Origin of the sequence: Saccharopolyspora erythraea NRRL 2338 (assembly GCF_000062885.1) — a bacterium.
GTDB classification, from domain to species: Bacteria; Actinomycetota; Actinomycetes; order Mycobacteriales; family Pseudonocardiaceae; genus Saccharopolyspora_D; species Saccharopolyspora_D erythraea.
Genome location: NC_009142.1, coordinates 4,805,096 through 4,829,218, shown reverse-complemented (window position 1 = coordinate 4,829,218; position 24,123 = coordinate 4,805,096). Strand labels below are relative to the sequence as shown.

Here is a 24,123-nt window from a genome sequence, read left to right as displayed (position 1 = left end):
GAACAACTCCCGGCCGCTCGAGGGCGACCGGCGTCACAGAACTACGGTGTACGTACGTGACAGCGGTATGAACGGCGTAATCGAGAGCTTCCTGGTCATCGGCGCCGTCGTCGCGATCGGGTATCTGGCGGGGCGGACCAGGCTGCTCGGGGCCGCGGCGACCGAGGTGCTGGCCAGGGCCGCCTTCTTCATCGCCTCGCCGGCGCTGCTCTTCGTGACATTGATGCGCGCAGAGCTCTCGACCGTGCTCTCCAGCGCGCTGGTGGTCACGGCGGTGACGAGCTCGGTGGCCTGCCTGCTCTACGTGCCCTTCGGGCTGCTGCGGCGCAGGCCGGCGGCCGAGACCACGGTCGGTGCGATGGCCAGCGGTTACGTCAACGCCGGGAACCTGGGCATCCCGATCGCCACCTACGCGCTGGGCGACGCCAGCAAGATCGCGCCCGTCCTGCTGTTCCAGCTCGCGGTGCTGACCCCGCTGTTCACCACGGCGCTCGACATCCTCGCCGAACGCGCACGCGGCGAGAAACCGCGCCTGCTGCGCTCGATCACGGTTCCGCTGCGCAACCCCATCGCGCTCGCCACCGCCGCGGGCCTGATCGCCTCCGGGACCGGGTACGTGCCGCCGGAACCGGTGCTCGCGCCCATCGAGCTGCTGGCCGATCTGGCGGTGCCCGCGATGCTGCTGGCCTTCGGCATCTCGCTGCACGGTGCCCCTCGGCCCGGCCGTTCGCCTGCGGGCATGCCTGCGCTCGCCGCCATCGTCGTGATCAAGAACGTCGTGCAGCCGCTGATGGCGGTGCTGATGGGCGTGCTGTTCCAGTTGCGGGGCACGGAGCTCCTGGCCGCCGTGATCTGCGCGGCGCTGCCCACCGCGCAGAACGTGTTCGGCTACGCCGTCCGCTTCGAGCAGGGTGCGACGCTGGCGCGCGAGGCGGTGCTCACCACCTCGCTGCTCAGCTTCCCGGCCATGCTCGCGATCGTCGCGCTCGTCACATAGCACGCACCACCGGAGTGTCCACAATGGTCATACGAGGTGGGAGAGCTCCTCGGAGACCGCCGCGACGGTGCGGTGGATCTGCTCCTCGGTGTGGTGGGTCGTGACGAAGAAGCGCAGCCGCGCCAGTTCCTCCGGCACGGCCGGGGCGAGGATCGGGTTGACGTTGATGCCCCGTCGCAGCAGTGCGTTCGACAGCCGCAGCGTCTTCAGCGAGTCGCCTACGACGCACGGGATGATCGGCGTGCCGTCGCTGCAGCCGGTGTCGAGACCTGCCCGCCTGGCCAGCCGAAGGAACAGTCGACCGCGCTGATGCAGGCCCGCGACCAGCTCGGGTTCGGCCCGCAGCCGCCGCAGTGCCGCCAGCGAGGCAGCCGCGTTGGGCGGAGTCATCCCGACGCTGTAGACGAACCCGGGCGCGGTGTACTTCAGGTACCGCACGAGGTGGCGGCTGCCCGCGACGTAGCCGCCGCAGCCGGCCAGCGCCTTGGACATCGTGCCCGACCACAGCTCGACGTCCTCGCGGCGCACGCCGAAGTGCTCGCCGATGCCGCCGCCGGTGGCGCCCAGCACGCCCGCGCTGTGCGCCTCGTCGATCATCAGCAGCGCCCGGTGCCTGCGCTTGACCTCGATGAACGCCGGCAGGTCGGGGATGTCGCCGTCCTGGCTGTAGACACCCTCGATCAGCACCAGCACCCGCCGGTAGCGGTGCCGGACCGAATTCAGCAGCGCATCCAGCGCGGCGTGGTCGTTGTGCGGGAACGGACGCCGGGTGGCGCCGGAGAGCACGCAGCCCTGCAGGATGCTGTTGTGGGCCAGGGAGTCGTGCACGACCAGGTCCTCCGGGCCGACCAGGTGGCCGATGACGGTGACGTTGGTGGCGTGCCCGCTCACCATGGCGACGGCGTCCTCGGTCCCCAGCAGGCCGGCGAGCGCGGCTTCCAGCTCCCGGTGCACCGGCTTCTCCCCGGAGATCAGCCGGCTTGCCGAGCAGGAGCTGCCGTAGCGGGCGACCGCGTCCTGCACGGCCTCGACGACCGCGGGGTGGCCGGACAGGCCGAGGTAGTCGTAGCTGGAGAAGTTGAGCACCTCCCGCCCGCCGATGACCGAGGTGTCGCGGGTGATCCCGTCGTTGACCAGGAAGTACGGGTTGGAGACCCCGGCGGCCTCGGCCCCCGCGAGCCGGTCCGCGGCGGCGCGCACCTCCGGGAACTCCTCGATGCGGTGGTGCTCCGGGCTGGGCTCGTACCGCCGTTCGGGCGGAGCCGCGGGCTCGGGCGGGCCGGTCGGGGCCTCGGGTTCGCCGAGCTGGGCGTGAACCTGCGCGGTCAGCTCGCCGATCGTGGTGTCCGGGGTGATCCGCTCGGTGTCGAGGGCCAGGCCGGGCAGCGACCTGGTCAGCCCGGTGAGCAGGTCGACCACCATGACCGAGTCGAAACCGAGGTCGCCGCTGAGGGTCTGGGACCGCCGGAGCGCGGACTCCGGGAAGCCGCTGACCCGGGCGACGTGCTCGACGACCTTTCCCGCGGCGGCCATGGGCGCGCCGCTTCGCACGGGGGACACCGGTGCGGCGCCCCGCGCGAAGGCGGCGAGAACCGCGTTCTGCTCCCGGAAGAGCCTGATGACGTCGTGCATGGCGGTGCTGGTCTCCTGTTCGCCAGTGGTGTGCTCGGGTTCCGCGGCGGGTAGCGGGGGAGGGCCGGGCTCCGGTGGGGCGGCGGCCAGGTCGGGTTCCGGCGGTGCAGACGTGCGTTGCGGCAACGGGATCCAGGAGCGCAGCGCCGCGTTGAAGCGGTAGCCGGGCAGGCGGCGGCGCACGCGCTGGCCCGGTTCGTACAGCGCGTCCCAGGCCGGGTTCGCGCCGTCCCGGTGCAGTGCCGCGACCACCTCGGACAGCTCCCGCCCGGTGGCCTGCGGGCCGGGGCAGGGGAGCAGGCAGCGCGCCGGCGCGCCGGCACGGGCCGCCAGCGGGGCGAGGACACGCCTCGGACCCAGCTCGACCAGCGTCGCCGGGGCCGCGCGCAGTCCCGCCGACAGGGCCTCGCTGAAGCGGACGGTGGCCCTGATCTGCTCGGTCCAGTACGCGGCGTCCATCGGCTCGCCTGCTGCCAGCACGCGTCCGCGCACGGGGGAGCAGACCGGGATCCGGGGCGGCCGGAAGGTGGTCGCGTCGGCGACTTCCCGGAAGGCGTGCAGCATCGGCTCGACCTGCGGCGAGTGGAACCCGTGCGACACGCGCAGCCACCGGGTCGCCACACCCCGTGCGGTGAGCTCGGCCGCGATGGCACGCACCGACCGGGCCGAGCCGGCGACGACCACCTCGTCGGGACCGTTGACGGCCGCGAGGTCGGACTCGGGGTGCCCGGCGAGCAGGGCCGCCACCGCCCCGGCCTGCGAACGGACCGCGAGCATCGCGCCCTCGCCGGGCAGGGCCCGCATGAGCCGTGCCCGGGTCACGACCAGCCCGCAGGCGGCTTCCAGGTCGAGCACCCCGGCCAGCACCGCGGCGGCGTACTCGCCGACGCTGTGGCCGAGCACCCACGCGGGCTCCAGCCCGGCTTCGGCGAGCACCGTGCCGAGTGCGTACTGCACCGCGAAGATCGCGGGCTGCGCGTGCTCGGTGCGGTGCACGGCCTCGTCGTCGCCGAGGACCAGGTCGCGCACCGACCCGCCGAGGTGCGCCGAGAGCGCGTCGTCGGCCTCGGCCAGCGCACGGCGGTAGGCGCCCGACACCTCGTGCAGCGCGCGGGACATGCCCGGGTACTGCGATCCCTGACCGCTGAACAGCCAACCGGTGCCGACCTCACCGGCCGTACCGGACACCGCGTCGAGGCGCGCCGGGTCGGCGGCCACCGCGCGCAGTGTCGCGACGGCCTCCTCCCGGTCGGCGACCGCGACCGCCAGCCGGTGCCGTCCCGACGCCTTGACCTGGTTCGTCGTCCAGCAGTACTCGGCCAGCCGGTCCCCGGGCACCTCGGCCAGGTCGTCGGCCAGCATCGCGGCGTTGCGGCGCAGCCCCTCCTGTCCGCTGGCCGAGAGGGTGAGCACGCCGACGCCAGGGCCTCCGGGCGCCGGGTGCGGCGTGTGGTCGGCGGACAGCACCAGGTGCGCGTTGGTGCCGCCGATGCCGAAGCTGCTCACCGCCGCGTGGACGACGCCGCCGGGCAGCGCCATCGGTGCGTCGAGCAGTCGCAGGCCGTGCGCGGCCAGTCGCAGCGCCGGGTTCTCCTGCCCGGCGTACCGGCTGGGTGGCACGACCCGGTGGTGCAGGGCGAGCGCTGTCTTGATCAGGCCCGCGACACCCGCCGCGCCTTCGGTGTGGCCGAGGTTCCCCTTGACCGACCCCATCGCGCAGGGGTCGTCCCGCCCGCCGTGCAGGCTCCCCAGCGCCTTCACCTCGATCATGTCACCCAGCTCGGTGCCGGTGCCGTGCGCCTCGACGAACGCGACGTCGCGCGGGCGCACGCCGGCGCGACGGTGGGCCTCGGCCACGACCTCCTGCTGCGCCCACCTGTTGGGTGCGCTGATGCCGTTGCTGCGGCCGTCGGAGCCGACCACCGTGCCCCTGATCACCGCGTAGACGGGCAGGCCGTCGGCGACGGCGTCCTCGAGCCGGCGCAGGACCAGGACCGCGACGCCCTCGCCGCGTCCGATGCCGTCGGCCTCGCCGCTGAACGGCTTGCACCGCCCGTCGGGCGCCGACAGCCCGGCCTGGGTGTAGAAGACGTTGAGCGCGGGCGTCATGACCAGGTTGACCCCGCCCGCGAGCGCCTGGTCGCACTCACCCGCCCGCAGGGCCTGGCACGCCAGGTGCACCGCGACGAGGGAGGACGAGCACGCGGTGTCCACGGCGAGGCTCGGACCTCGCAGGTCGAGCTGGTAGGAGAGGCGGTTGGCGGTCATGAAGCAGCCGTTGCCCACTCCGAGCTGCGGGGTGATGCGCCCGAGGTCGCGCATCGAGATGTGCGCCCACTCGTTGGTCATGACCCCGACGTGGACGCCGGTGCGGGACCCGGCCTGCGCGCGCGGATCGAGCGTCGCGTCTTCCAGCGCGCGCCAGGCGGTCTGCAGCAACAACCGCTGCTGCGGATCCATGGCCTGGGCATCACGGGGCGGGATGCCGAAGAACTCGTGGTCGAAGGCGTCGGCGTCGGCGAGGAAGCCGCCGCAGCGGTTGTTCACGGTGCCGGGGCCGCAGTCCGGGTCGTGGAAGTCGTCCGCCCGCCAGCGCTCGGCGGGGACCTCGCCGACGGCGTCCCCGCCGCGCATCAGCAGCGACCACAGCGCGCCGGGGTCGGGGGCCTGCGGGAACCGGCAGTCGATCCCGACGATCGCGATGCCGGTCATGCCGCCCTCCGCTGCCCGCGTTCCGCGTCGACGAAGCGGGCGATGTCGTCGATGGTCGGGTGCTCGTAGGCCAGCGTGGGTTCGGTCGCCACGCCCCAGGTGTCCTCGATGTCGCCGCACAGCAGCAACGCGGACACCGAGTCGAGGCCGTGCTCGGCCAGCGGCACGGCCGGATCGATGTCGGTGGCGGCCAACTGGAGGTAGCAGGCGATCCGCTCGGTGAGCCAGGTGCGGATGGCGTCGTTTGCCATGGTGTCTCCTCGTGGGTGCGCGGGCGGTTACGCCCGGAGTCGTTGGACGGCGGGCTCGACGTCCTCGTGCAGCGCGACGTCGGTGCGCTCGCGCAGGAACCAGTCGCGCATCGAGCGGCGGCGGACCTTCCCGCTGGTCGTCAGGTGCACCACCGCGCGGGGCACCAGGACCACGCTGGGGGCGGCCACCTCGAACGCCGCGGCGACGGCGGCCTTGATCCGCGTGGTGAGCTCCGCGGGCGTGGCGCCGTGCAGGCGCGCGGTCCGGACGCCGTGCACCACCACGATCCGCTCGTGGCCGGCGTCGACCGCGAAGGCGGCCCCGGCGGCCTGCGCCAGCGCGGGGTGCAGCTCGGCCACCACGGATTCGATGTCGTGGGGGTAGAGGTTGCGGCCGTTGACGATCACCAGGTCCTTGCGCCGCCCGGTCACGAACAGCTCGCCGCCGGACAGGAAGCCGAGGTCGCCCGTGCGCAGGTAGGGGCCGTCGCCGTCGGCGGTGCGGGCGTGGAAGGTCTCCGCCGTCTCGTGGGGACGGTTCCAGTACCCGGCCGTGACGCTCGGTCCGCGCAGCCAGATCTCGCCCACCCGGTCGTCGGGCAGCACCCGCCTGCTGTCGGGATGTACGACCCGGATCTCGGTGCCGATGGACCGGCCGCTGCTGACCAGCCGGGTCCCGTCGCCCGCGGGCGCGGTGTCGACGGTGTCGCGTTCGAGCGCGGCGGGGTCGACGTCGCGGTGGACCGGCGCGGCACCCACCTCGGCCGCGCTGGCGCACAGCGTCACCTCGGCCATGCCGTAGCAGGGGACGAAGGCCTCCGGCGCGAAGCCCGCCGGCCGCAGGCGGTCGGCGACCGCCGCCAGGGTGCGGGCGCGGATCGGCTCGGCGCCGTTCATCGCGACCCGCAGGCACGAGAGGTCCAGCCCCGCGAGCTGCGCGTCGGTCACCTGGCGGGCGACGAGGTCGTAGGCGAAGTTCGGCGCGGCTGTGACCTCGGCCCGGTAGCGGTCGATCACCTCCAGCCACCGCCGCGGCCGCTTGAGGAACGCCGTCGGCGACATCACCGCCGCGTCGCAGCCGGTGTGGAAGGCGTGCAGCAGGGGGCCGATCAGCCCGAGGTCGTGGAAGTGGGGCAGCCAGCTCACCAGCGTCCTGGCCCGGCCCGCGGCGGTCACCCGGGCGATCTCGGTCTCGTTGTGCAGCAGGTTGCCGTGGGTGACCACGACGCCCCTGCTCCGGCTCGTCGAACCCGAGGTGTACTGGATGAAGGCCGCCGAGCCGGTGTCGAGCACGGGCATCCGCCAGGTTTCCGGATCGCCGAGGGCGTCCATGTCCGTTGCGGCGAAGGTGACCGGGCGAGCTCCGCCGGCTTCGGCGACCCAGGACGAGAGCTTGTCGACGCAGTCCGCGGTGGTGAGCACCAGGTCGGCCCCGGCGTCGTCGAGCATTCCGGTGACCCGTGCGGCGCTGCGTGCGTCGTGGGGCAGCGGAGCGGGGACCGCGACGACCCCGGCGTACAGGCAGCCCAGGAAGGCGGGCAGGAAGTCCATCGCTTCCCGGTGCAACAGCAGAACCGGGCGCCCGGGTTCGGCGTTGTCCCGCAACCACGCCGCGGTCGCGCGGGCCTGCCGGTCCAGCCGGGCGTAGGTGGTGACCTCTTCGGTCGGTTCGCCGCCCTGGTCGCGGACGTGGACGTAGCGGCGGGTGTCCCCGTGGGCGGCGACCTGGGCGCGCAGGTGCTCGACGAAGTTGTTGTGCATGGACGGCTCCCGAGGTTCTCCGGTAGGAAGACCTTGCCCTCCGGCAGGTCCGCGGGCGAGGGAGCAGGCCCCCGGATTCGCGGGGAGCGGCACCGCGCCCGAGGTCGGGAGTGGTCCGCGCCCAGGTAGGGATCAGCCAGGGGGAACACCCCACCCGGTGGGCCTCCGCTGCTTGTCTACTTTGGACATGTGTGGTCCGCCGCGGCCGCGTTGTCGGGGCCCGCGTCTAGCGTCGCGGACGCACGCGCGAGATGACTGAGAGGTGCAAGCGTGAACGACACCGACGACCTCGCCTGGGCCGACGCGCACCCCGGTGCGGACGACCACCTGGAGGAGATCTACTGCCTCACCTTCATCAAGGGAGTCGGCACCGAGGAGGCGTTGCGGCGTTTCGGCGCCTTTGCCGACACCATCGCTGTTCGCACGCCGCAGGAGATCGGGAGCCTGGACAACTTCGAGGACGGCTATCCGACCATGGCCTCGGCGCTGGGGCTGGGCGAGTGGACTGTCGTGTTCGAGCCCAGCGGATTCGAGGGCGTCCACTTGGTGGCCGCGCTGTCGTGCGGCACGGAGGCGTTCTCCTTGCTGCGCCACGACTACGCAAACCCGGTGGCCGGATACGCGGTCGACGGTGTGCTGATCACCGGGTTCGACCCGCTGTTCCCGAACCACCGCTACGGGGCGGATCCCGATCGGCTGCTTCCGCAGATGCGTGAGGTGGGCTTCGCGTTGGGTGAGGACGATGACCGGTTCGACAACGCCTTCTCGCGTTCGCTGCGCCTCGTCGAGCGCTTCACCGGTGCCCTGCCCACGCTCCAGCAGCTCACCGCACCGCTGGTCAGCGCGCACGTCGAACCGTGGTTCAGCGACGCGGTCAGGCTTGAGGTCACCGAGCAGCAGGCCGCCGACGCCGTGGCCGAAGTGCGGCGGCTCGCGGCGAAGCACGGGCTGACCGGCACACCGGGACTGGCCGACGCCCTCGCCGCCGCCTCCGAGAGCACGGCACCGGTGCGCGTCAGCCCGGAAAGCGAGCTGGGCCAACACGTCCGCGCGTGGCTCGCCGAGTCGCACCGCGCGAGCTGGTCGCTCAACGACCACTGGGCCCGGATGAGCGAGGCCGAGCGCTACCGCGGGTACGACCTCGGGTGGCTCACCAAGGCGCTGGGAACCGCGTTGCGGACCGGGAACGGGGGCTGAGGAGGTGGTCGGCCTGTTCGGACGGGCCGACCACCCCCACCATCGACGACCGCAATGGGTCAGCTCTACTTCTGGACCTCGGTGAGCAGATTCGGGCTGATGTTGAAGTTCGGGTACAGGTTCAGCCCCTCCTTGACCGGATGCGGGGTCCGCATGATCTCCTCGGCCAGGTAGCGCAGGTCGAGCATGAGCGGGACGGCCTCCTTCATCCTGGCCGGATCACCGTTGAACGTGCGGTGCAGCACCCACGTCAGCGCGGCGTAAGTGCGGGTGAAGCGTTCGACCAGGGCCTTGGCGTCGGCCATGTGCGGGTCGCTACCGTCGAAGTCGTTCGGGTCCACTTCGAACCGGTAGGCACTGTCCCAGTCGACCTCCATCGGGGCGCCGCTGGGGTTGTCGGCCGGGGTGTCGTGCACGCCGTAGCGGCGGCCGTAGCGGATCTCCTTGAAGCGGAAGTAGTGCGCCTCCTGGCGCTCCTCGTCGAACAGCCGGTCGTCGCTGGTGAAGATCGACTCGTCGAGGCCCTCGCCCTCCTCGATGATGACTTCGATCGCCTCCCGCGCCGAACGCAGGTCGGTGACCTTGATGACCTCGCCGCCGGAGTTGTAGAAGTGCTCGGGACCGACCTGCTTGTCCGGGTCGCCGGTGAAGACGCCCCGTTCGCGGTGGCGCTTCACCAGATTCCGCAGCCCCTTGTCGATCAGCCCGTAGAACTGGCCGATGGTGTGCCATCCCCGGGTGTCCCACTTCGGCTTGCCGTATGGCGGGCTCTCGATCGCGATGAACATGTCCAGCGCGGCCCGTGAGAAGGGGGTGAGCGGGAACGGCGTCACCGACTCGGCCGAGTAAGGGGCCTTGGCCGGGTAGGAGGGGAGGTTGTGGGCCTGGTCCAGCCGGGGGTTGCCGCCGAGCGCGTTTACGAGGTTGGCCGCCAGCGTCAGGTGCAGCATCTCCTCCAACACCACCGAGCGGATGACCAGCTGCGCCTCCTCGTTGGTGCCAGGGTGGATGCTGTACATCGCGGTCATGTACAGGGGGATGGTGGTCAGCTCGATCTGCATCGCCGCCTGCAGGAAGTGGCACAGGTGCGAGACCTCTTTGGGGTCGTCGGTGAGGTCCTTCGGGTTGAAGTCGTTGAAATCGAAGTCGTCGTTGCTCACGTGCGTTCGCTCCTGAGGTGGTGGTGCGGTCGTCAGTTGCGCGGGGACGCTGCGGCGGGCAGGTGGCCCGGGGCCCGGACGGTGACCGGCCGGTTGAGGTCGAGCAGGTCGTCGTGGATCTGGTCGGCGCTGCGCAGTGCGAGCATCGCGCCGGTCAGCGTCGGGTTGGAGGTGCCGACCGAGCAGAGGCTGCCGCAGCCGACGGCGTAGAGGTTCGGGTGGTCGTGGCTGCACTGGTAGGAGTCGACGACGGAGGTCTTCACGTCGTCGCCCATGATGTGGGTGCCCGCACCGTGCCGAGCGCCGAGGATCTCGTGGTACTTCCCGCCGGCCAGGATGGTGTCGATGACCGCCTCGTCGCCCTTCCTGTGCTTGTGCTGCGGGAGCGTGAAGTTCCACTCCTCGGCGCCGAGCGCGGCGAAGAGCTGCCCGGAGACGGCGACGGCCTGCTCGGCCCCGGCGCGCACGTACTTGTCGATGCCGTACGCGATGACCGGGCGGTAGTTGCCGAGGCGGTCGCGGTGGGCGGGGTCGATGGTCACGCGGTTGTTCGGGTCCGGGGGCTGCTCCAGCATGAACTCCAGCTGGAACTGCCTGGGCATGTGCTTGGCGAGCTGGTCGCGCAACGCTCGGCCGATCACCGGAGCCTTGGCGGCTTCGGTGGGCTTGAGCGTGCCCCGCTCGACCAGCGCCCGCACTTCGCGCGAGAACGAGTCGGCCTTGAATCCCCAGCCCCAGTTGAACAGTCCGATGCGGAACGGCGCGACGGTGTTGCGCCACGGACCGTCCCGGAACACGTCGATGAACGAGGTCGCGGCGGGCCCCCGGTGCGGGCCGACGTCCTCGGGCATGAGGCCCTGGGTGACGACCAGCGGGTGGTCCATGAGGTTGCGCCCGATGTTGTCGTTCTTCACGCCGGAGGCCAGCAGCAGCTTGGCGTTCTCGATCGCGTGCGCGGCGAGCACGACCATCGAGCCTTCGACGTAGTGGGTGGTGACCGCCGTGGACCGCGGGTCGTCGTAGACCTGGTACTCGACGCCGGTGGCGCGTCCGTGGGTGTTGAACAGCACGCGCGTGACGATGCTGCGGGTGGCGACCGTGACCCGCTCGTGGTCGAACTGCTCGTGTGTGCGCAGCGGGGTGTACTTGGCCTGCACCGGGCAGATCGGGATGCAGCTGGAGTTGCCGACGCAGCGTTCGCCGTAGTTCGGCAGCCCGGCCGCGCCCTTCGGCCGGTAGCCGCGACCGTTGTCGTAGTCGGGGTTGGGAATGCCGTTGCGCGCCTGCGGGGCGGGCACCACGGTGGGCTTGAGCTCGAACGACTTCTCGGCGTGCAGGGTCACCTTCGTGTTCCCCAGGCGGCGGCTGATCACCTGGTCCATGTAGGACTGCGGCAGCGCCTTCATCGGGTAGACGTAGTCCGGGATGGTCATCCCGCTGTGCTCGAGCTCTTTCGCGTCACCGCAGACGCCCAGTTCGTGTTCGGCCTGGCGGTAGTACTTCTGGACGTCCTTGCGGTCCTCCTCGTGCAGCACGTTCAGGCCGTTCTCGTCCAGCTCCGAGGAGAACGGCCAGTCCCGGCCGTGTCCGTAGTTGAGCAGGCCGAAGAAGTCGTGCTCGTGCATGCGGGGCACGACACCCTCCCAGTGCAGGGTGGTGCCGCCCATCGCGCGCAGGTAGTCGCTTCCGTACGGGCTGACGTCGGGGTTCTGCACGAAGTAGCCGTCGGGATCGGTGGCGTCCGGGGAAGGCGCGGCGGGATTGGAGAGGTACGGCGAGTTCGGGGACTTCAGCAGCGCGGCGCGGAATCCGCGGACTGCTTCGGTGTAGCCCTCCCAGGACGCGGTGGTCCCGGTGCCCGCCTCCAGCACGAGCACCCGCCAGCCCCGTTCGCCCAGGCGCTTGGCGACGAGGCTGCCGTACACCCCGGAGCCCACCACCACCGCGTCGTAGCGATGCCGGTCGGCGTAGCGGCTGGCGTTCATCAGGCGGTCTCCTTGTACGGGCCGGTGGGGGTGGGGGCGATCGGGGCCGGGGCCTTGGCCCAGCTGCCGAACCCAGTGGGCTTCGCTCCGGGGACGTGTCCGCCGGTGAGCCGCCACAGCAGACCCTCGACGTAGGAGTCCGCGGAGACCATGTACTGCTCGTTGGGCGCCGGCTTCTCACCGTTGGCGGCGGCCTTCGCGGTGAGCTTGGCGTACGCGTGCGCGCTGACGCCGTACCACGCGCCGAGGTACCACATCTTGGTCACCGCGCAGGCGAGCTCGGCCAGGTCGGCCTCGGCCGGGAGCTTGAACGGCGTGCTGTGCTGCTTCTTGGCCTCGGCGCAGTGCTTGAACAGCTGCAGCGCCGGTGTCGGCCCGGCGTGCGCGACCAGGGTCCGCAGGAACAGCTCGGTCATGCCGGTGGCCTGGAGGTCGATCGGGTCGAAGCCGGTCAGCGGCACGGACATGTCGACGAAGTAGCGGGAATCGCTGAGGAAATGATCCTTCGTCACTTCTGATGAATTTTTCTTGGGAGTCCTGAACGGATTCGGCAGGGAGAGCTCGTCTGTCATGGATCTCCTTTCTCGACAACCGGCGACGCTAGCAGCGCTGAACGGGTGGGCGAATGCGTCATTCGGGGAACGCGGCTTCGCGATCGGGCTACGTTGATCACGATGGAATATTCCGATAGTCGTTTGGGTATGGTCCGCTCCGCAGTCGTGCCGCGGATGTTCCGGTGGATTCCTGTTCCATTGTGGACGTGGTGTTCGGTCTGCTCCCGCCTCGTCGAGGTGGCGTGTACCTGTGTCGCTCACCAGGGGCGGACGGCGCCACCGAACGGGTTGTGGTCGGTCATTCCGGGCGGCCGTCCTGCGGGTCCGGTCCCTACAGTGGGTCGGCGCTGTTCGTGGTGGTGAGTGGCGATGAGCCCGAGGAAGGTGAGCGCACGTGAGCGAGCTGAAGTCGCCGCCGGTGACAAGCGGCCTGAAAGCCGATCCGCATCACGAGATCACACGCGACGTGGTATTCAACTATCTTCGCAAAGCCAGGTTGAACCGCACTTCCCCGCAATGAGCTTCCGGCGATACAGGCCAGGAAAGACCTGCCGATGCTCTGCCTGGTCGTGAACGAGGAGCAATACAAGACACCGCGCAGCGGCCCGGAGGTCCTGCGCAACACCTGCACCGTCACCGTTCGAGAACGGAGAGAGCCGTGCCCGATTCCGCGAAGACGTCCACTCCGGCCGTGCCCTGGCACCAGTTCGCCGACGGCTTCCCCGACGCCGAGCAGCGGCTCGTCCTGGGCCGTGACCTCGCCGAGCACGAGTCGCGGCCGCCGAAGACCAACCTCGCGGTGGCCGAGAACGTGACGCTCTACTCGCTGCTCGAGCGGCACGTCTTCAGCGATCTCGCCGGGTTGCCCGAGGACGGACTGCGCTACGTCACCCCCTACGGCAGTCCCGGGCTGCGGGAGAGGATGGCCGAGCGGCTGGAGCGGTCGCTGGCTCCGAAGTGGCCGGTCCCGGAGGTCCTTGTCCGGCCGGACGACGTGTTCGGCACCGCGGGTGTGTCTTCGGCGTTGGAGTGCGTCGCGCTGGCGCTGCGCGGTTCCGGTGTCCTCCGGCCCGGGGACGGCGTGCTGATCCCCGCGCCGTGCTGGCAGGGCTTCAAGTGGTCGTTCGAGCAACGTCCGCAGCTCCACTGCGTCTACACCCATGCCGGTGTGCCGGGAGATCCGGACCCGGTCAAGCGCTTCGAGCTGAGCCTGCGGAACCTGCAGGACGCCTACGCCACCGCCGACCCCGCACCCAAGCTGCTCGTCCTGACCAACCCGCACAACCCGCTGGGGGTCAACTACCCGAAGGACCTGCTGGAGGAGATCTTCGCCTGGGCGCTGGGGAAGGGGATGCACGTCATCTCCGACGAGATGTACTGCCATTCCCAGCTCGCCGGCAGCGAACCCGAGTTCGTCAGCGCGCTCGCGTTGGACGCGGTCCGGTCCGAGGAGGCCCGTCAGCGGGTCCACGTCGTCTGGGGGCTGGCCAAGGACTTCGGCCTTTCCGGGTTCCGCGCGGGATTCATCGTCTCGCGGTCGCCCGCGGTCCGCGCCGCCATGAAGGGCAGCGAGCAGCCGAAGGTGATGTCGCTTTCCTGGTTCAGCCCCTTCGACTCGCTCAAGCACCGGGTGGCGCTGCGGCTGCTGGAGGCTCAGGTCGACGGCGAGCCGTTCTGGGACGTCGCGATGCGACGTTACCGCGAGCGGCTCACGGCGCAGCACGGAGCGGTCGAGGAGGCGCTGGGCGACTGGGACATCGCGTGCGTGCGCGGCGAGAAGGCCAACTCCGCCCAGTTCCTCTGGGTGGACCTGACCAGGTGGCTCGACACCGTGGACATCGCGGGGCGCGACGGTGCCGGGATCTTCCCCGGTGCCGGGCTTTCGGAGGCGGCCCTGGCCGCCTACCTCGCCGACGCGGCCGACGTGGTGCTGCTGCCCGGACGGACGCTGTCGTGCCGCGACGAGGGCTACTTCCGGCTCTGCTTCACCGCGTACCAGCAGGACGTCGTGGTGGATGCCGCGAACCGGATCGGGGAGGCCCTGCACCGGTTGTCCGGTTGAGCCGGGTACGGACACTCTGCCGGCCAGTGATCGACAGTGGACCGATCGTGCGGCAGCGGCGAATCCGGTCGTCTCCGGGCACGGTTGCTCAGGTCGGGTGACCACGGACTTCGTTGCACGGCAAGGCGTTGCTCCGTAGAACGGATTCCCGCCGCGTTCGCTGGTGCGGTGACCGGATGTGGTGCCACTCTGGATTCCATTCACCGCTCCGGATGGAAAGTCTTCGAGAGATGGCCAACACCGCGCACTTCGTGAACTCGGCAGGCAGGCTCTTCCCGCGGATCGTCGTGCGCGACGATCGCGGCCGGATGGTCGCCGAGTTCGAGGTTCCGCCCTCGGTCACCCACCCCGCCGCGGCCGAGGGCGAGCTGCGGGCCGCGGGGTGGAAACGCGACGGCGAGTGGGGGTCCACGGGCAGGGGCTGGGAGGCTCCGGTCTCGCCGCTGTGACCCGCGACCGCGACTCGCATTCAGCGCGGTCGTCGAGGTCGGACCGGCGTAGAATCACTGTTCCGGCGCCCTTTTTCCGCAGCAGCCCCGGGTGTTGCTGCTGGGGCTGGTGGTGGTGATGTTGCGGTGAGGTTGCGGATCAAGCTGTTGCTGGCGAAGCTGGTCGCCGCGGTGCTCGGCCGCTGGCGCACCACGAAGCTCGCTTTGCGCCTTGGCAGCCGGAGGGTCGCGCGAGGAGTCCGGTCGGCGTCGTCGAAGGTCGGGAGCGGACTCGGCGGCGCGGTGCGGGCGGCACCCGCACGCGGCCGGTCCTTCGTGCGCAGCACCGGCTCGTCCTTCACCGCGCTGAACCAGCGTCGGCGCAAGCGGTCCGCTCGTGCTTCGCGGCGCCGGATGCGGTTCCGGCCGCACCTGCGCGGACGCGCCACGTAGGCGCCCGGTCCGCCGCGTCCGGCGGCGGAGTCGGTCAGCCGGCCGCCTCCACCGTCGAGCCGCTGCGCACCGCCGAGCGCGGAGTCACCGAGAGGTCCCCGGCGAGGTCACCGCGCAGCGTGGCCATGGCGTCCAGCGGGTAGTTCTGCCGCATCCGCCACGGCCACCGGTCTCCCTGCCGGGGGAAGGCGTCGATCGAGCGCCGCACGTAGCCGGAGTCCAGGTCGAGCAGCGGCCGCTCGGCCAGCTTCCGGTCGGGCGCGGGGACCACCGCCGCGTAGCCCTGCCGGTCCATCAGCTGGAGGACCTTGCAGACCAGGCGCGACGACAGGTCGGCCCGCAGCGTCCACGACGCGTTGGTGTAGCCGATGCACATGGCGAAGTTCGGGACGCCGGTCAGCATCGCCCCGCGCCACACGAACTGCTCCGACAGCTCGACCGCGCGCCCGTCGACGTGCGGTGTGATCCCGCCGAAGGCGAGCAGCCGCAGACCGGTGGCCGTGACGACGACGTCGGCTTCGAGCACGCGGCCCGACCGCAGCCGGATGCCCTCGGGTACGAAGGACTCGATGTGGTCGGTGACGACCTCGGCCCTGCCGCCGCGGATCGCCCGGAACAGGTCGGCGTCCGGGACCGCGCACAGCCGCTGGTCCCACGGCCGGTAGCTCGGGGTGAAGTGCTCATCGACCGCCTCCGGGTCCTTGAGCGCCCGGGTGCTCAGCCTGGTGAGCAGCTTGCTCGCGGCCTTCGGCCACCGGCGGCAGAACTGGTAGAAGCCCGTGGTGAACGCGATGTTCTTGGCCCGCAGGAGACGGTGCGCCAGGTCGGCGGGCAGCACCGCGCGGATCCCGTCGGCGATGCGGTCCCGCCCCGGGACCGGGCTGATCCACGTGGGTGAGCGCTGCAGCATGGTGACGCGCGCGGCGTCCTCGGCCATCGAGGGCACCAGCGTGACCGCGGTGGCACCGCTGCCGACGACCACGACCCGCTTGTCCCGGTAGTCCAGGTCCTCGGGCCAGAACTGCGGGTGCACGACGGTGCCGCCGAAGGACTCCACCCCCGGGAAAACCGGGTCGTGACCCTGCTCGTAGTCGTAGTAGCCGGCGCACGTGTACAGGAAGTCGCAGGTCAGGGTGCGCTGCTCGGTGCGGCCCGTCTCGTCGCGCACGTCGAGGGTCAGCGTCCACCGCGCGGTCCGGGTCGAGAAGTCCGCCGAGACCACCTTCGTGCGGTAGCGGATGCGCTCGTCGATGCCGTACTCGGCCGCGGTGCGCCTGATGTAGCTCAGGATCGACGGTCCGTCGGCGATCGACTTCGCCTCGCGCCACGGCTTGAACGGATAGCCGAGGGTGAACATGTCGGAGTCCGAGCGGATGCCCGGGTAGCGGAACAGGTCCCACGTACCGCCCATCGCGTCGCGGGCCTCGAGGACCGCGTACGACCGGCCGGGGCACTCGGTCTGGAGCCGGTAGGCCGCCCCGATGCCGGAGAGCCCCGCCCCCACGATGACGACGTCGAGGTGCTCCGGTTGCGGCGCGGTGGTGGTCATGGTCCCCAGTGTCCTGGCTCGTCGGGTTCGGCCCTTGACCCTACGCGACAAAGATTTGACTCTGGACGACATGTCGATGATCCGCTCGGCCGGGCTGCGCGGGTTCCGCGCGACGGTGGCCGAGCTGGGCGGCCGCGCCGAGGACCACGCCAGGGCGGCCGGCCTGCCGGTCGCGGCCCTCGACGTCGACGACCTGCTGGTGCCCGACCACGTGCTGGCCGAGGTGCTGGAGATCGCCGCCGCGGAGCTGGGCTGCCCCGACCTGGGTCTGCGCGTGGCCGCCCGCCAGGACCTGGGCATGCTCGGCCCGCTCGCGCTGGCCATCCAGAACTCGCCCAGTGTCGGGGACGCGCTGGAGTGCACCTCCCGCTACCTGTTCGTGCACGCCCGCTCGCTGAGCCTGGTGCTGGAGGACGACCCGCACGGCGCGCGCGGGGTGGCGGCGCTGCGCTACGGACTGCCGCCCGGGGCGCCGATCGCCGTGCAGGCCACCGACCTCGCGCTCGGCTTCCTGCACCGCGCCATCGAGTTCCTGGTCTCGGGGCCCTACGGCCTGCGCACCGTGGAGCTGCCGCACACCCCTCGCTCGCTTCGCGCTCACGAGGAGTTCTTCGGCGTGCCCGTCCGGACGGGCAGCAGCGCGCCGATGCTGCGGCTGCCGCGCAGCCTGGCCGCCCGGCCGCTCACCGGCAGCGACGAACGGGTGCGGCAACTGGCGCTGGGGTTCCTGGCCGAGCAGGCGCCGGGCGAGGCCACGCTGCTGGCCCCGCGGGTCCGCGCGGTGGTCGCGCAGTCCCTGGGCACCGCCTCGCCCGAGATCGGCGTCGTCGCCGGGCTGGTCAACATGCACCCGCGAACCATGCAGCGGCGGCTGGCCCGGGAGCGGACGAGCTTCGCGCGGATTCTCGACGACGTGCGCAGGGAGGCGGCCAGGCGCTACCTGACGACCACGGACATGCCGATGAGCCAGGTGACCGGACTGCTCGGTCTCTCCGAGCAGTCCGCGCTCAGCCGGTGCTGCCGCCGATGGTGGGGCAGCACGCCGAGCGCCGTGCGCAGGAACGGCGCGGAGGCTCGGTGAAATTCAGTGTTGTATCTGAATTCAGGTGTGTATTTTTCGCTGCATGTGGAAGATGCAGGCCACCGAACTGGCCACCGCGGTGCGCTCCGGCGAGATCAGCGCGCGTGAAGTGATCGAGTCGCACCTGGAGCGCATCGCCGAGGCCAATCCCAAGTACAACGCCATCACGGCGATGCTGGCCGACAGCGCGCGAGCGGCCGCGGCGGGCATCGACCGGCGGCGGGCGGCAGGCGAGCCGCTCGGGCCGCTGGCCGGGGTCCCGTTCACGGTGAAGGAGAACATCGACATCGCCGGGGTGCCCACCACGCACGGCGTGCCCCGGTTCCGCGACAGCGTCGCAGCCGACGACGCGCCGCCGGTGGCCCGGCTGCGCGCCGCCGACGCCATCCCGATCGGCCACGCCAACATGCCGGACATGACCATCGGCGGGTACACCGACAGCCAGCTCTTCGGCGAGACGCTCAACCCGTGGGGCACCATCCGCGACCCCAGCGGCACCAGCGGCGGCGACGGCGCGGCGGTCGCGTCGGGCATGGCCGCGGTCGGACTGGGCAACGACTCGGGCGGCTCGGTGCGGGGTCCGGCGCTCAACGGCGGGATCACCGCGCTGAACCCGAGCTACGGCCGTTTCCCGATGGAGCACCGCGTCGGCGGCCACGAGCCGGCGCTGGCCTCCCAGCTCCTGCCGAAGGACGGTCCCATCGCCCGGTCCGTGCACGACCTGCGCGCCTGCTTCGAGGTGCTGGCCGGCACCGACCCGAGGGACCCCCGCGCGGTTCCGGCGCCGCTGGACGGCCCGCCGCTGCCGGGTCCGATCCGGGTGGCCGTGGTTGCCGATCCGGGCGGGTGGGGCGTGCATCCGCGGGTCAGGGCCGCGGTCGACCGGCGGCCGGGGTGCTCTCCGACGCGGGCCACGAGGTGGAGGAGACCGACGTGCCGCGGCTGGCCGACGCGCTCGATTGCTACGGCAAGCTGGTGACCAGCGAGTTCCGCTCATCCTGGCCGCGGATCCGGCCGTTGCTCACCGACGACAGCGCCCGGCACATGGAGCTGAGCATGGAGCAGATGCCGCCCGCGGGATTGGACGAGTACCTGCGGGCCACCGCGGACCGGCACGCGATCGTGCGCGACTGGGCCCGGTTCCTCGCCGGGTTCCCGCTGGTGCTCGGCCCGGTCTCCACCGAGCCGCCGGGGGACGTGGAGGTGCTCGACGCGGAGCGGAACGAGCGGATCGGGCTGGCGATCCGGCTGTGCACGGCCACGACGTTCGCGGGGGTTCCGGCGGTCGCGGTGCCGACCGGGGTCGAAGCCGGGGTGCCGATGGGGGTGCAGATCATCGGCCCACACTTCCGGGAGGACCTGTGCCTGGCGGCGGCCTCGGCGGTCGAAGCCGCACTGGGCACCTTCACGCCGGTCGGCTGAGGAGCGGCGGCGGTCTCGCGAGGCCGCCATCCCCGATGCCGAGAGCTCCACATCGGACCGTCCGGAAAGCGCGACGCGCGACGCACCCGGTCCGGCGCGGATTTCGATATGGCGGGAATAAGGCGCGATGTCAGGCTTCGGGCGCCGCGTGCGGCTGCACGGCGCGCGGTGACCAGTCGCTCGCGAAGCCCACGGAGGAAGACCCCATGACAGCCCGGAGTTCGATCGGCCGCCCGGACCGCGCGGACCTCATCTCGCTGGCGGACCTGGAACCGGCCGAGATCCGAGAGATCGTGCGCAGCGGGGTCGCCCACGCCGAAGGTGCCAGGACGGGGGAGCCGCTGGCCGGCGCCGTGATCGGGATCTACTTCCGCAAGACCTCCACCCGGACCCGCACCGCGTTCTCGTCGGCGGCCCTGCGGCTGGGGGCCAGGATCATCGGCTACGGGCCGGGGGATCTCCAGCTCAACACCGGTGAGACGGTCGAGGACACCGCGCAGGTGCTGTCCCGGATGCTCGACGGGCTGGTCTGCCGGACCGCTGGCAGCACCGAGGAGCTGCGGGCGCTGGCCGCGCCGCCCGGGATGTCGGTGGTGAACGCGATGAGCGCGCACGAGCACCCGACGCAGGCGCTGGCCGACCTCACGACGATCCAGCGCCACCTGGGCGCGGTCGACGGTGCCCGCGTCCTCTACGTCGGCGAGGGAAACAGCACCGCTGCGGCGCTCGCGCTGTCGCTCACCCGGTTCGAGGGGACCGAACTGCACCTGCACACCCCGCCGGGCTACGGGCTCGAACCGCACGTGCGCGAGCAGGCCGCCCGCTACGCCGAGGAGTCGGGCTCCTTGTTGCGGGAGAGCGAGGAGATGACCGGCCTGCCCGCGGAAGCCGACATCGTCTACACGACGCGCTGGCAGACCACCGGCACCGCGAAACCGGACCCGGACTGGCGGTCGGTGTTCGCCCCGTTCCAGGTGGGCGGTGAGCTGCTCGCCGGGTATCCGGACGCGTGGTTCATGCACGACCTGCCCGCCCACCGCGGCGAGGAGACGACCGCGGCCGTGCTGGACGGGCCGCGGTCGATCGCCTTCGATCAGGCCGGCAACAAGATGTACGGCGCCATGGCGGTGCTGGAGTGGGCGCTCACATCGCGAACCTGAGCTCCCGCTTTCCTCCCGCGGCCACCAGCCGGGGTGGCTTGGACCGGGCCGCCTCGGCGGTCCGCTCCTCGGCGCGGTGCAGTTCCCGCGCGAACGCCCCAAGCAGCGGCAGGAACCGGTAGCAGGCCTCGTCGGTCTCCAGCCCGTCCACACCCTCCAGCAGGTGGGCGTCGACCAGGCTCTCCAGCGTGTTCTCCGCTTCGCCGGTGTCCAAGCGCAGAAGGGTGGCAGCGTCGTGCAGGCCGAACTCGGCGGTTTCCAGCCCGCCCAGCAGGCGGAACATCCGCGCCGCTTCGGGCGCCAGCCGCTGGTAGCCGGTCTGGAAACGCCTGCGCAGGCTCTGCTCGCCGTGCTCGAGGTGGTCCAGCCGGGTGCGCGGGTCCCGCATCCGGCTCGTCAGCCGCTGGATCGGCCAGTGCGGCTTGGCGATGAGCTTGGTTCCCGCGATCCGCAACGCGGCCGGGATCCGGTCGCACAGCTCGGCCAGCTCCCGCAGCGCGCGGGGTTCGGCGGCGGCGCGGTGGCCGACGAGCGCGCCGAGCATCTCGGCGGCCTCCTCGTGCCCGACAGGTTGCACGCGCAGCCACAGCGAGGTGTCGATCAGCTCGCTGATCTGGTTGCGGCTGGTGATCAGCGCCCTGGCGCCGGTACCGCCCGGGATGACGTGGCGGACCTGCCGGTAGGACGCGACGTTGTCGAGGACCACGAGGACGTCGCGCTTCTGCGTGAGCCCGCGGTAGAGCGACCTCGCGTCGTCGAGGTCGCCGGGGACGTCGCAGGCGGCGATGCCGAGCTGGCGCAGGCAGGTGTGCAGCACGTCCACCGCGTCGGAGTCCTGCGGTGTCCGGCAGCAGTCGTGGAGGTTGACGTACAGCACGCCGCCGGGGAACCGGTCGGCCGCGCGGTGCGCCCAGTGCACGGCAAGGGCGCTCTTGCCGATGCCGGCGCTGCCGGTGAGCAGGCCGACGACACCGGGCGGCCGGTGCAGCAGGATGTCCAAATCGGACAGTTCCTTGTCGCGCCCGCAGAAGGCGGAGATGTCGGCGGGGAAGGTACCGGCCGGGATGCTGGTGGAGCTCGCCCGGGACTGCCGGGAGGGCAGCCGGACCGACGGGTCGTCGCTGAGGATCGCCTCGTGCAGCTCCTGCAGGATCGGGCCCGGCTCCAGGCCGATCTCGTCGATGAAGTGCCTTCGCGCCTGGCGGAAGGTCTCCATCGCCTCGGCGCGCCGCCCGGCGCGGTACTGGGCGAGCATGAGCTGCGCGCGGGTCTGCTCGCGCAGCGGCTGCTCCTCCACGAGCGTGGTCAGCTCGCTGATCAGCTCGCGGTGCCTGCCGAGCTGCAGGTGCAGCGCGGTGCGCTCCTCCTGCACCACGAGCTTCTGCTCCTGCAGCCGCTCGACCTCGATCTCCACCACCGCCGACGAGATGTCGCACAGCGCGCGGCCCCGCCACAGCCCGAGGGCGGCGTCATAGGCCTCGGTCGCCCGCTCGAACTCCCTCCTGGCGGTGAGGGAACGGGCTTCGGCGACCCGGGCCTGGAAGGACAGCACGTCGAGCTCGTGGTCGGCGCGGCGGAGCATGTAGCCGGGGGACGAGGTCAGCACCACGTCGTCGCGGAAGCCCGCCGAGCGGAACGCCTTGCGCAGTTCGGCGACGCAGATCGCCACCTGGGTGCGGGCGGTGGCGGGAGGACGGCCGTTCCAGATCGCCTCCGAAATGCGGTCGATCGAGACGACTCGGTCCGGATTCAACAACAGCATGGCCAGCACGATCCGCTGGCGAGGTCCTCCGACCGCGATCCTCCTTCCCCGGTACTCCAGGTGTAAGGGCCCGAGAAGCCCGAATTCGAGACGATCCGTCATGTGTCTTCCTTCTGCTGCTCCCCCCAGTAGAAGCAGCTGTCCGTGCGCTTTGCGTGGCCCCCCAAGGCCGAACCCCCAGTGTGTCCCGAGCGACACGCGGTTCACTCTAACGGGCCAACAGAAGGGATCGCTGCCGAAGTGACGTCCGCGCTCGCCGGTCGGTTTCACCCCGAAAATCCGGGCAGTCGGCATTTATCGGGCGTGCAATGGGGCGAATGGCGCCGCGACCTGGACCTGTTGCCATCGCGAACAGTTGCCGGAGGGGAAATTCTCATCCGGTTCTCAGGGGATCGATAGGGTTCCGATAACGAAAGCAGGTTTATATGGGAATCATGGGAACGGCCGGTGCAAGCGGCGACGACGCGCTGGCCTCGGCGGGCATCGCCGAGCTGCGGTCGGCGCTGGCAGGGCGGCGGCTCAGCGCGGTGGAGCTGGTCGGATACCACCTCGACCGCATCGATCGGCTCAACCTGCGCGGCCCGCGGCTGCGCGCCGTGCTGGAGACCGACCCGCGAGCGGTCGAGATCGCCGAGGAGCGCGACGCCGAGCAGCGGCGCGGCCAGGTGCGCGGACCGCTGCACGGCATCCCGGTGCTGGTGAAGGACAACCTCGAGACCGCGGGAGGGCTGCGGACCACCAACGGCACCACGGCGCTGCTCGGTGCGCGCCCCGAGCGCGACGCCACCGTGGTGGACAGGCTGATCGAGGCGGGCGCGATCGTGCTCGGCAAGACCAACAAGAGCGGCTGGATCAGCGGTTCCGGCGGTTGGAGCGCCCGTGGCGGCCAGGGCCGCAACCCCTACCGGCTCGACCGGTCACCGCACGGGTCGAGCTCCGGATCGGCGGCGGCGGTCGCCGCCGGGCTCGGCCCCGCCGCCCTGGGTACCGAGACGATCGGCTCGATCCTCGGTCCGGCCGGGGTCAACGGCGTGGTGGGGCTCAAGCCGACCGTCGGGCTGACCAGCCGGGCGGGCATGATCCCCGGTGTCCGGAGCCTGGACACCGTCGGGCCGCTGTGCCGGAACGTGGCCGACGCGGCCACCGTGCTCGGCGTGCTGACCGGGGTCGACGAGCGCGATCCCGCCACCGGTGCGAGCGCCGGCCGGTTCCGGCGCGACTACCTGGGCTGCCTGGAGGGGGCCGAGCTCTCGGGCGTCAGGATCGGCGTGCCGAGGGAGTCGTTCTTCGGCTACGACGACCACGCCGACGCGGTCGCGGACGAGGCGATCCGGGTGCTGGCCGGGGCCGGTGCGGTCATCGTCGACGGCGCCGACATCCCCAGCCTGCCGCGGATGCTGTCCGAAGAGGGGCTGATGTTCGCCCAGTTGCAGGAGGTCAAGCACCACGTCGACGCCTACCTGGCCGCGACCCCCGGTGAGCACCCGCGCAGCATCGCCGAGCTGATCGCCTACAACCGGGAGCACGCCGAGACCGAGATGCCGCACTTCGGCCAGGAGACGCTGGAGATGGTCGACGCGCTCAGCGGGGACCTCGCGGACCCGGCCTACCTCTCGGCGCTGGCCACCATGCGCAGGCTCGCGCGCGACGAGGGAATCGACGCCGTCATGTCCGAGCACCGGCTCGACGCCCTGGTCGCGCCCACCGGCGGGCCGGCGTGGAAGATCGACCACGTCCACGGTGACCCGGACGCGCGCGGCAGCGCCCTGGTGCCGGGGCTGGCCGGCTACCCGGCGATCAGCGTGCCGGCCGGAGCGGTGCGCGGTCTGCCGATCGGGATCACGTTCATGGCCGGGGCGTGGAGCGAGCCGGTGTTGCTGCGGCTGGCCCACGCGTTCGAGCGGTCGCACCCGGCGTGGTTCCCGCCCGAGTTCGCCCCGCCTTCGGTCGGCTGAGC

19 protein-coding genes are annotated in these 24,123 nt (G+C 71.5%); 11 read left to right on the top strand and 8 right to left on the bottom strand.

Features of this window, described 5'->3' with window-relative positions:
* Positions 1–67 precede the first annotated feature (67 nt).
* On the top strand, positions 68–997 hold the full coding sequence (locus SACE_RS20885) for an AEC family transporter (RefSeq protein WP_009949555.1): 930 nt from the start codon (positions 68–70) through the stop codon (positions 995–997).
* Positions 998–1,024: 27 nt separating this feature from the next.
* On the opposite strand, the gene SACE_RS20880 is transcribed toward SACE_RS20885, so the two are convergent.
* The 3 genes from SACE_RS20880 to SACE_RS20870 are packed head-to-tail and all read right to left on the bottom strand — an operon-like array spanning position 1,025 to position 7,353.
* Positions 1,025–5,341: a type I polyketide synthase gene (locus tag SACE_RS20880; RefSeq protein ID WP_009949556.1), complete on the bottom strand. Its 4,317-nt coding sequence runs from the start codon at positions 5,339–5,341 to the stop codon at positions 1,025–1,027.
* Positions 5,338–5,592 (bottom strand): acyl carrier protein, encoded by a 255-nt coding sequence (locus tag SACE_RS20875; protein WP_009949558.1) that lies wholly within the window; start codon positions 5,590–5,592, stop codon positions 5,338–5,340. The genes SACE_RS20880 and SACE_RS20875 overlap by 4 nt, the downstream gene beginning before the upstream one ends.
* Positions 5,593–5,619: 27 nt before the next feature.
* Complete coding sequence (locus SACE_RS20870) at positions 5,620–7,353, bottom strand: fatty acyl-AMP ligase (RefSeq protein WP_009949559.1); 1,734 nt, start codon at positions 7,351–7,353, stop codon at positions 5,620–5,622.
* A gap of 270 nt (positions 7,354–7,623) precedes the next feature.
* Between SACE_RS20870 and SACE_RS20865 the strand changes: the two genes are divergently transcribed.
* The gene (locus tag SACE_RS20865; protein WP_009949560.1) at positions 7,624–8,550 is read left to right on the top strand and encodes a DUF6461 domain-containing protein; all 927 of its coding nucleotides are present in this window, start codon (positions 7,624–7,626) and stop codon (positions 8,548–8,550) included.
* Between the two features lie 65 nt (positions 8,551–8,615).
* On the opposite strand, the gene SACE_RS20860 is transcribed toward SACE_RS20865, so the two are convergent.
* Genes SACE_RS20860 through SACE_RS20850 form a run of 3 tightly spaced genes read right to left on the bottom strand, consistent with a single transcriptional unit; the run spans position 8,616 to position 12,207 of the window.
* Positions 8,616–9,710, bottom strand: a complete 1,095-nt coding sequence (locus tag SACE_RS20860; RefSeq protein WP_009949561.1) for a ferritin-like domain-containing protein — start codon at positions 9,708–9,710, stop codon at positions 8,616–8,618.
* Positions 9,711–9,742: 32 nt separating this feature from the next.
* Entirely contained in the window at positions 9,743–11,695 is a 1,953-nt protein-coding gene (locus SACE_RS20855) for a GMC oxidoreductase (RefSeq protein ID WP_009949562.1), read from the bottom strand.
* Positions 11,695–12,207, bottom strand: a complete 513-nt coding sequence (locus SACE_RS20850) for a hypothetical protein (protein WP_009949563.1) — start codon at positions 12,205–12,207, stop codon at positions 11,695–11,697. The genes SACE_RS20855 and SACE_RS20850 overlap by 1 nt, the downstream gene beginning before the upstream one ends.
* Before the next feature lie 436 nt (positions 12,208–12,643).
* On the opposite strand from SACE_RS20850, the gene SACE_RS39795 reads away from it, so the two are divergent.
* From SACE_RS39795 to SACE_RS20835, 4 genes are all read left to right on the top strand, one after another.
* On the top strand, positions 12,644–12,769 hold the full coding sequence (locus SACE_RS39795; protein ID WP_269453498.1) for a hypothetical protein: 126 nt from the start codon (positions 12,644–12,646) through the stop codon (positions 12,767–12,769).
* Between the two features lie 138 nt (positions 12,770–12,907).
* On the top strand, positions 12,908–14,311 hold the full coding sequence (locus SACE_RS20845) for a pyridoxal phosphate-dependent aminotransferase (protein ID WP_021341365.1): 1,404 nt from the start codon (positions 12,908–12,910) through the stop codon (positions 14,309–14,311).
* Positions 14,312–14,541: 230 nt separating this feature from the next.
* A complete protein-coding gene (locus SACE_RS20840) occupies positions 14,542–14,760 on the top strand; it encodes a hypothetical protein (RefSeq protein ID WP_009949565.1) in 219 nt (72 codons plus the stop codon).
* Between the two features lie 126 nt (positions 14,761–14,886).
* Positions 14,887–15,192, top strand: coding sequence for a hypothetical protein (locus SACE_RS20835; protein WP_009949566.1), 306 nt, complete (start codon positions 14,887–14,889; stop codon positions 15,190–15,192).
* A gap of 34 nt (positions 15,193–15,226) precedes the next feature.
* Here the strand turns inward: SACE_RS20835 and SACE_RS20830 are convergent, their stop codons facing one another.
* Complete coding sequence (locus tag SACE_RS20830) at positions 15,227–16,741, bottom strand: flavin-containing monooxygenase (protein ID WP_009949567.1); 1,515 nt, start codon at positions 16,739–16,741, stop codon at positions 15,227–15,229.
* Between the two features lie 70 nt (positions 16,742–16,811).
* Here SACE_RS20830 and SACE_RS20825 point away from each other — a divergent pair, with 70 nt between their 5' ends.
* From SACE_RS20825 to SACE_RS20810, 4 genes are all read left to right on the top strand, one after another.
* A complete protein-coding gene (locus SACE_RS20825; RefSeq protein WP_009949568.1) occupies positions 16,812–17,822 on the top strand; it encodes an AraC family transcriptional regulator in 1,011 nt (336 codons plus the stop codon).
* Between the two features lie 43 nt (positions 17,823–17,865).
* Positions 17,866–18,801, top strand: a complete 936-nt coding sequence (locus SACE_RS39790) for an amidase (RefSeq protein ID WP_009949569.1) — start codon at positions 17,866–17,868, stop codon at positions 18,799–18,801.
* Complete coding sequence (locus SACE_RS39785; protein ID WP_269453497.1) at positions 18,756–19,244, top strand: amidase family protein; 489 nt, start codon at positions 18,756–18,758, stop codon at positions 19,242–19,244. The genes SACE_RS39790 and SACE_RS39785 overlap by 46 nt, the downstream gene beginning before the upstream one ends.
* A 206-nt stretch (positions 19,245–19,450) precedes the next feature.
* Positions 19,451–20,404 carry an ornithine carbamoyltransferase gene (locus SACE_RS20810; protein WP_009949571.1) on the top strand — a complete coding sequence of 318 codons (954 nt, stop codon included), beginning with the start codon at positions 19,451–19,453 and terminating at the stop codon, positions 20,402–20,404.
* Here the strand turns inward: SACE_RS20810 and SACE_RS20805 are convergent.
* Complete coding sequence (locus tag SACE_RS20805; protein WP_269453496.1) at positions 20,388–22,268, bottom strand: AfsR/SARP family transcriptional regulator; 1,881 nt, start codon at positions 22,266–22,268, stop codon at positions 20,388–20,390. The two genes, SACE_RS20810 and SACE_RS20805, sit on opposite strands and share 17 nt — an antisense overlap.
* Positions 22,269–22,591: 323 nt before the next feature.
* Between SACE_RS20805 and SACE_RS20800 the strand changes: the two genes are divergently transcribed.
* A complete protein-coding gene (locus tag SACE_RS20800; RefSeq protein ID WP_009949574.1) occupies positions 22,592–24,121 on the top strand; it encodes an amidase in 1,530 nt (509 codons plus the stop codon).
* The last annotated feature ends 2 nt before the right edge of the window (positions 24,122–24,123 follow it).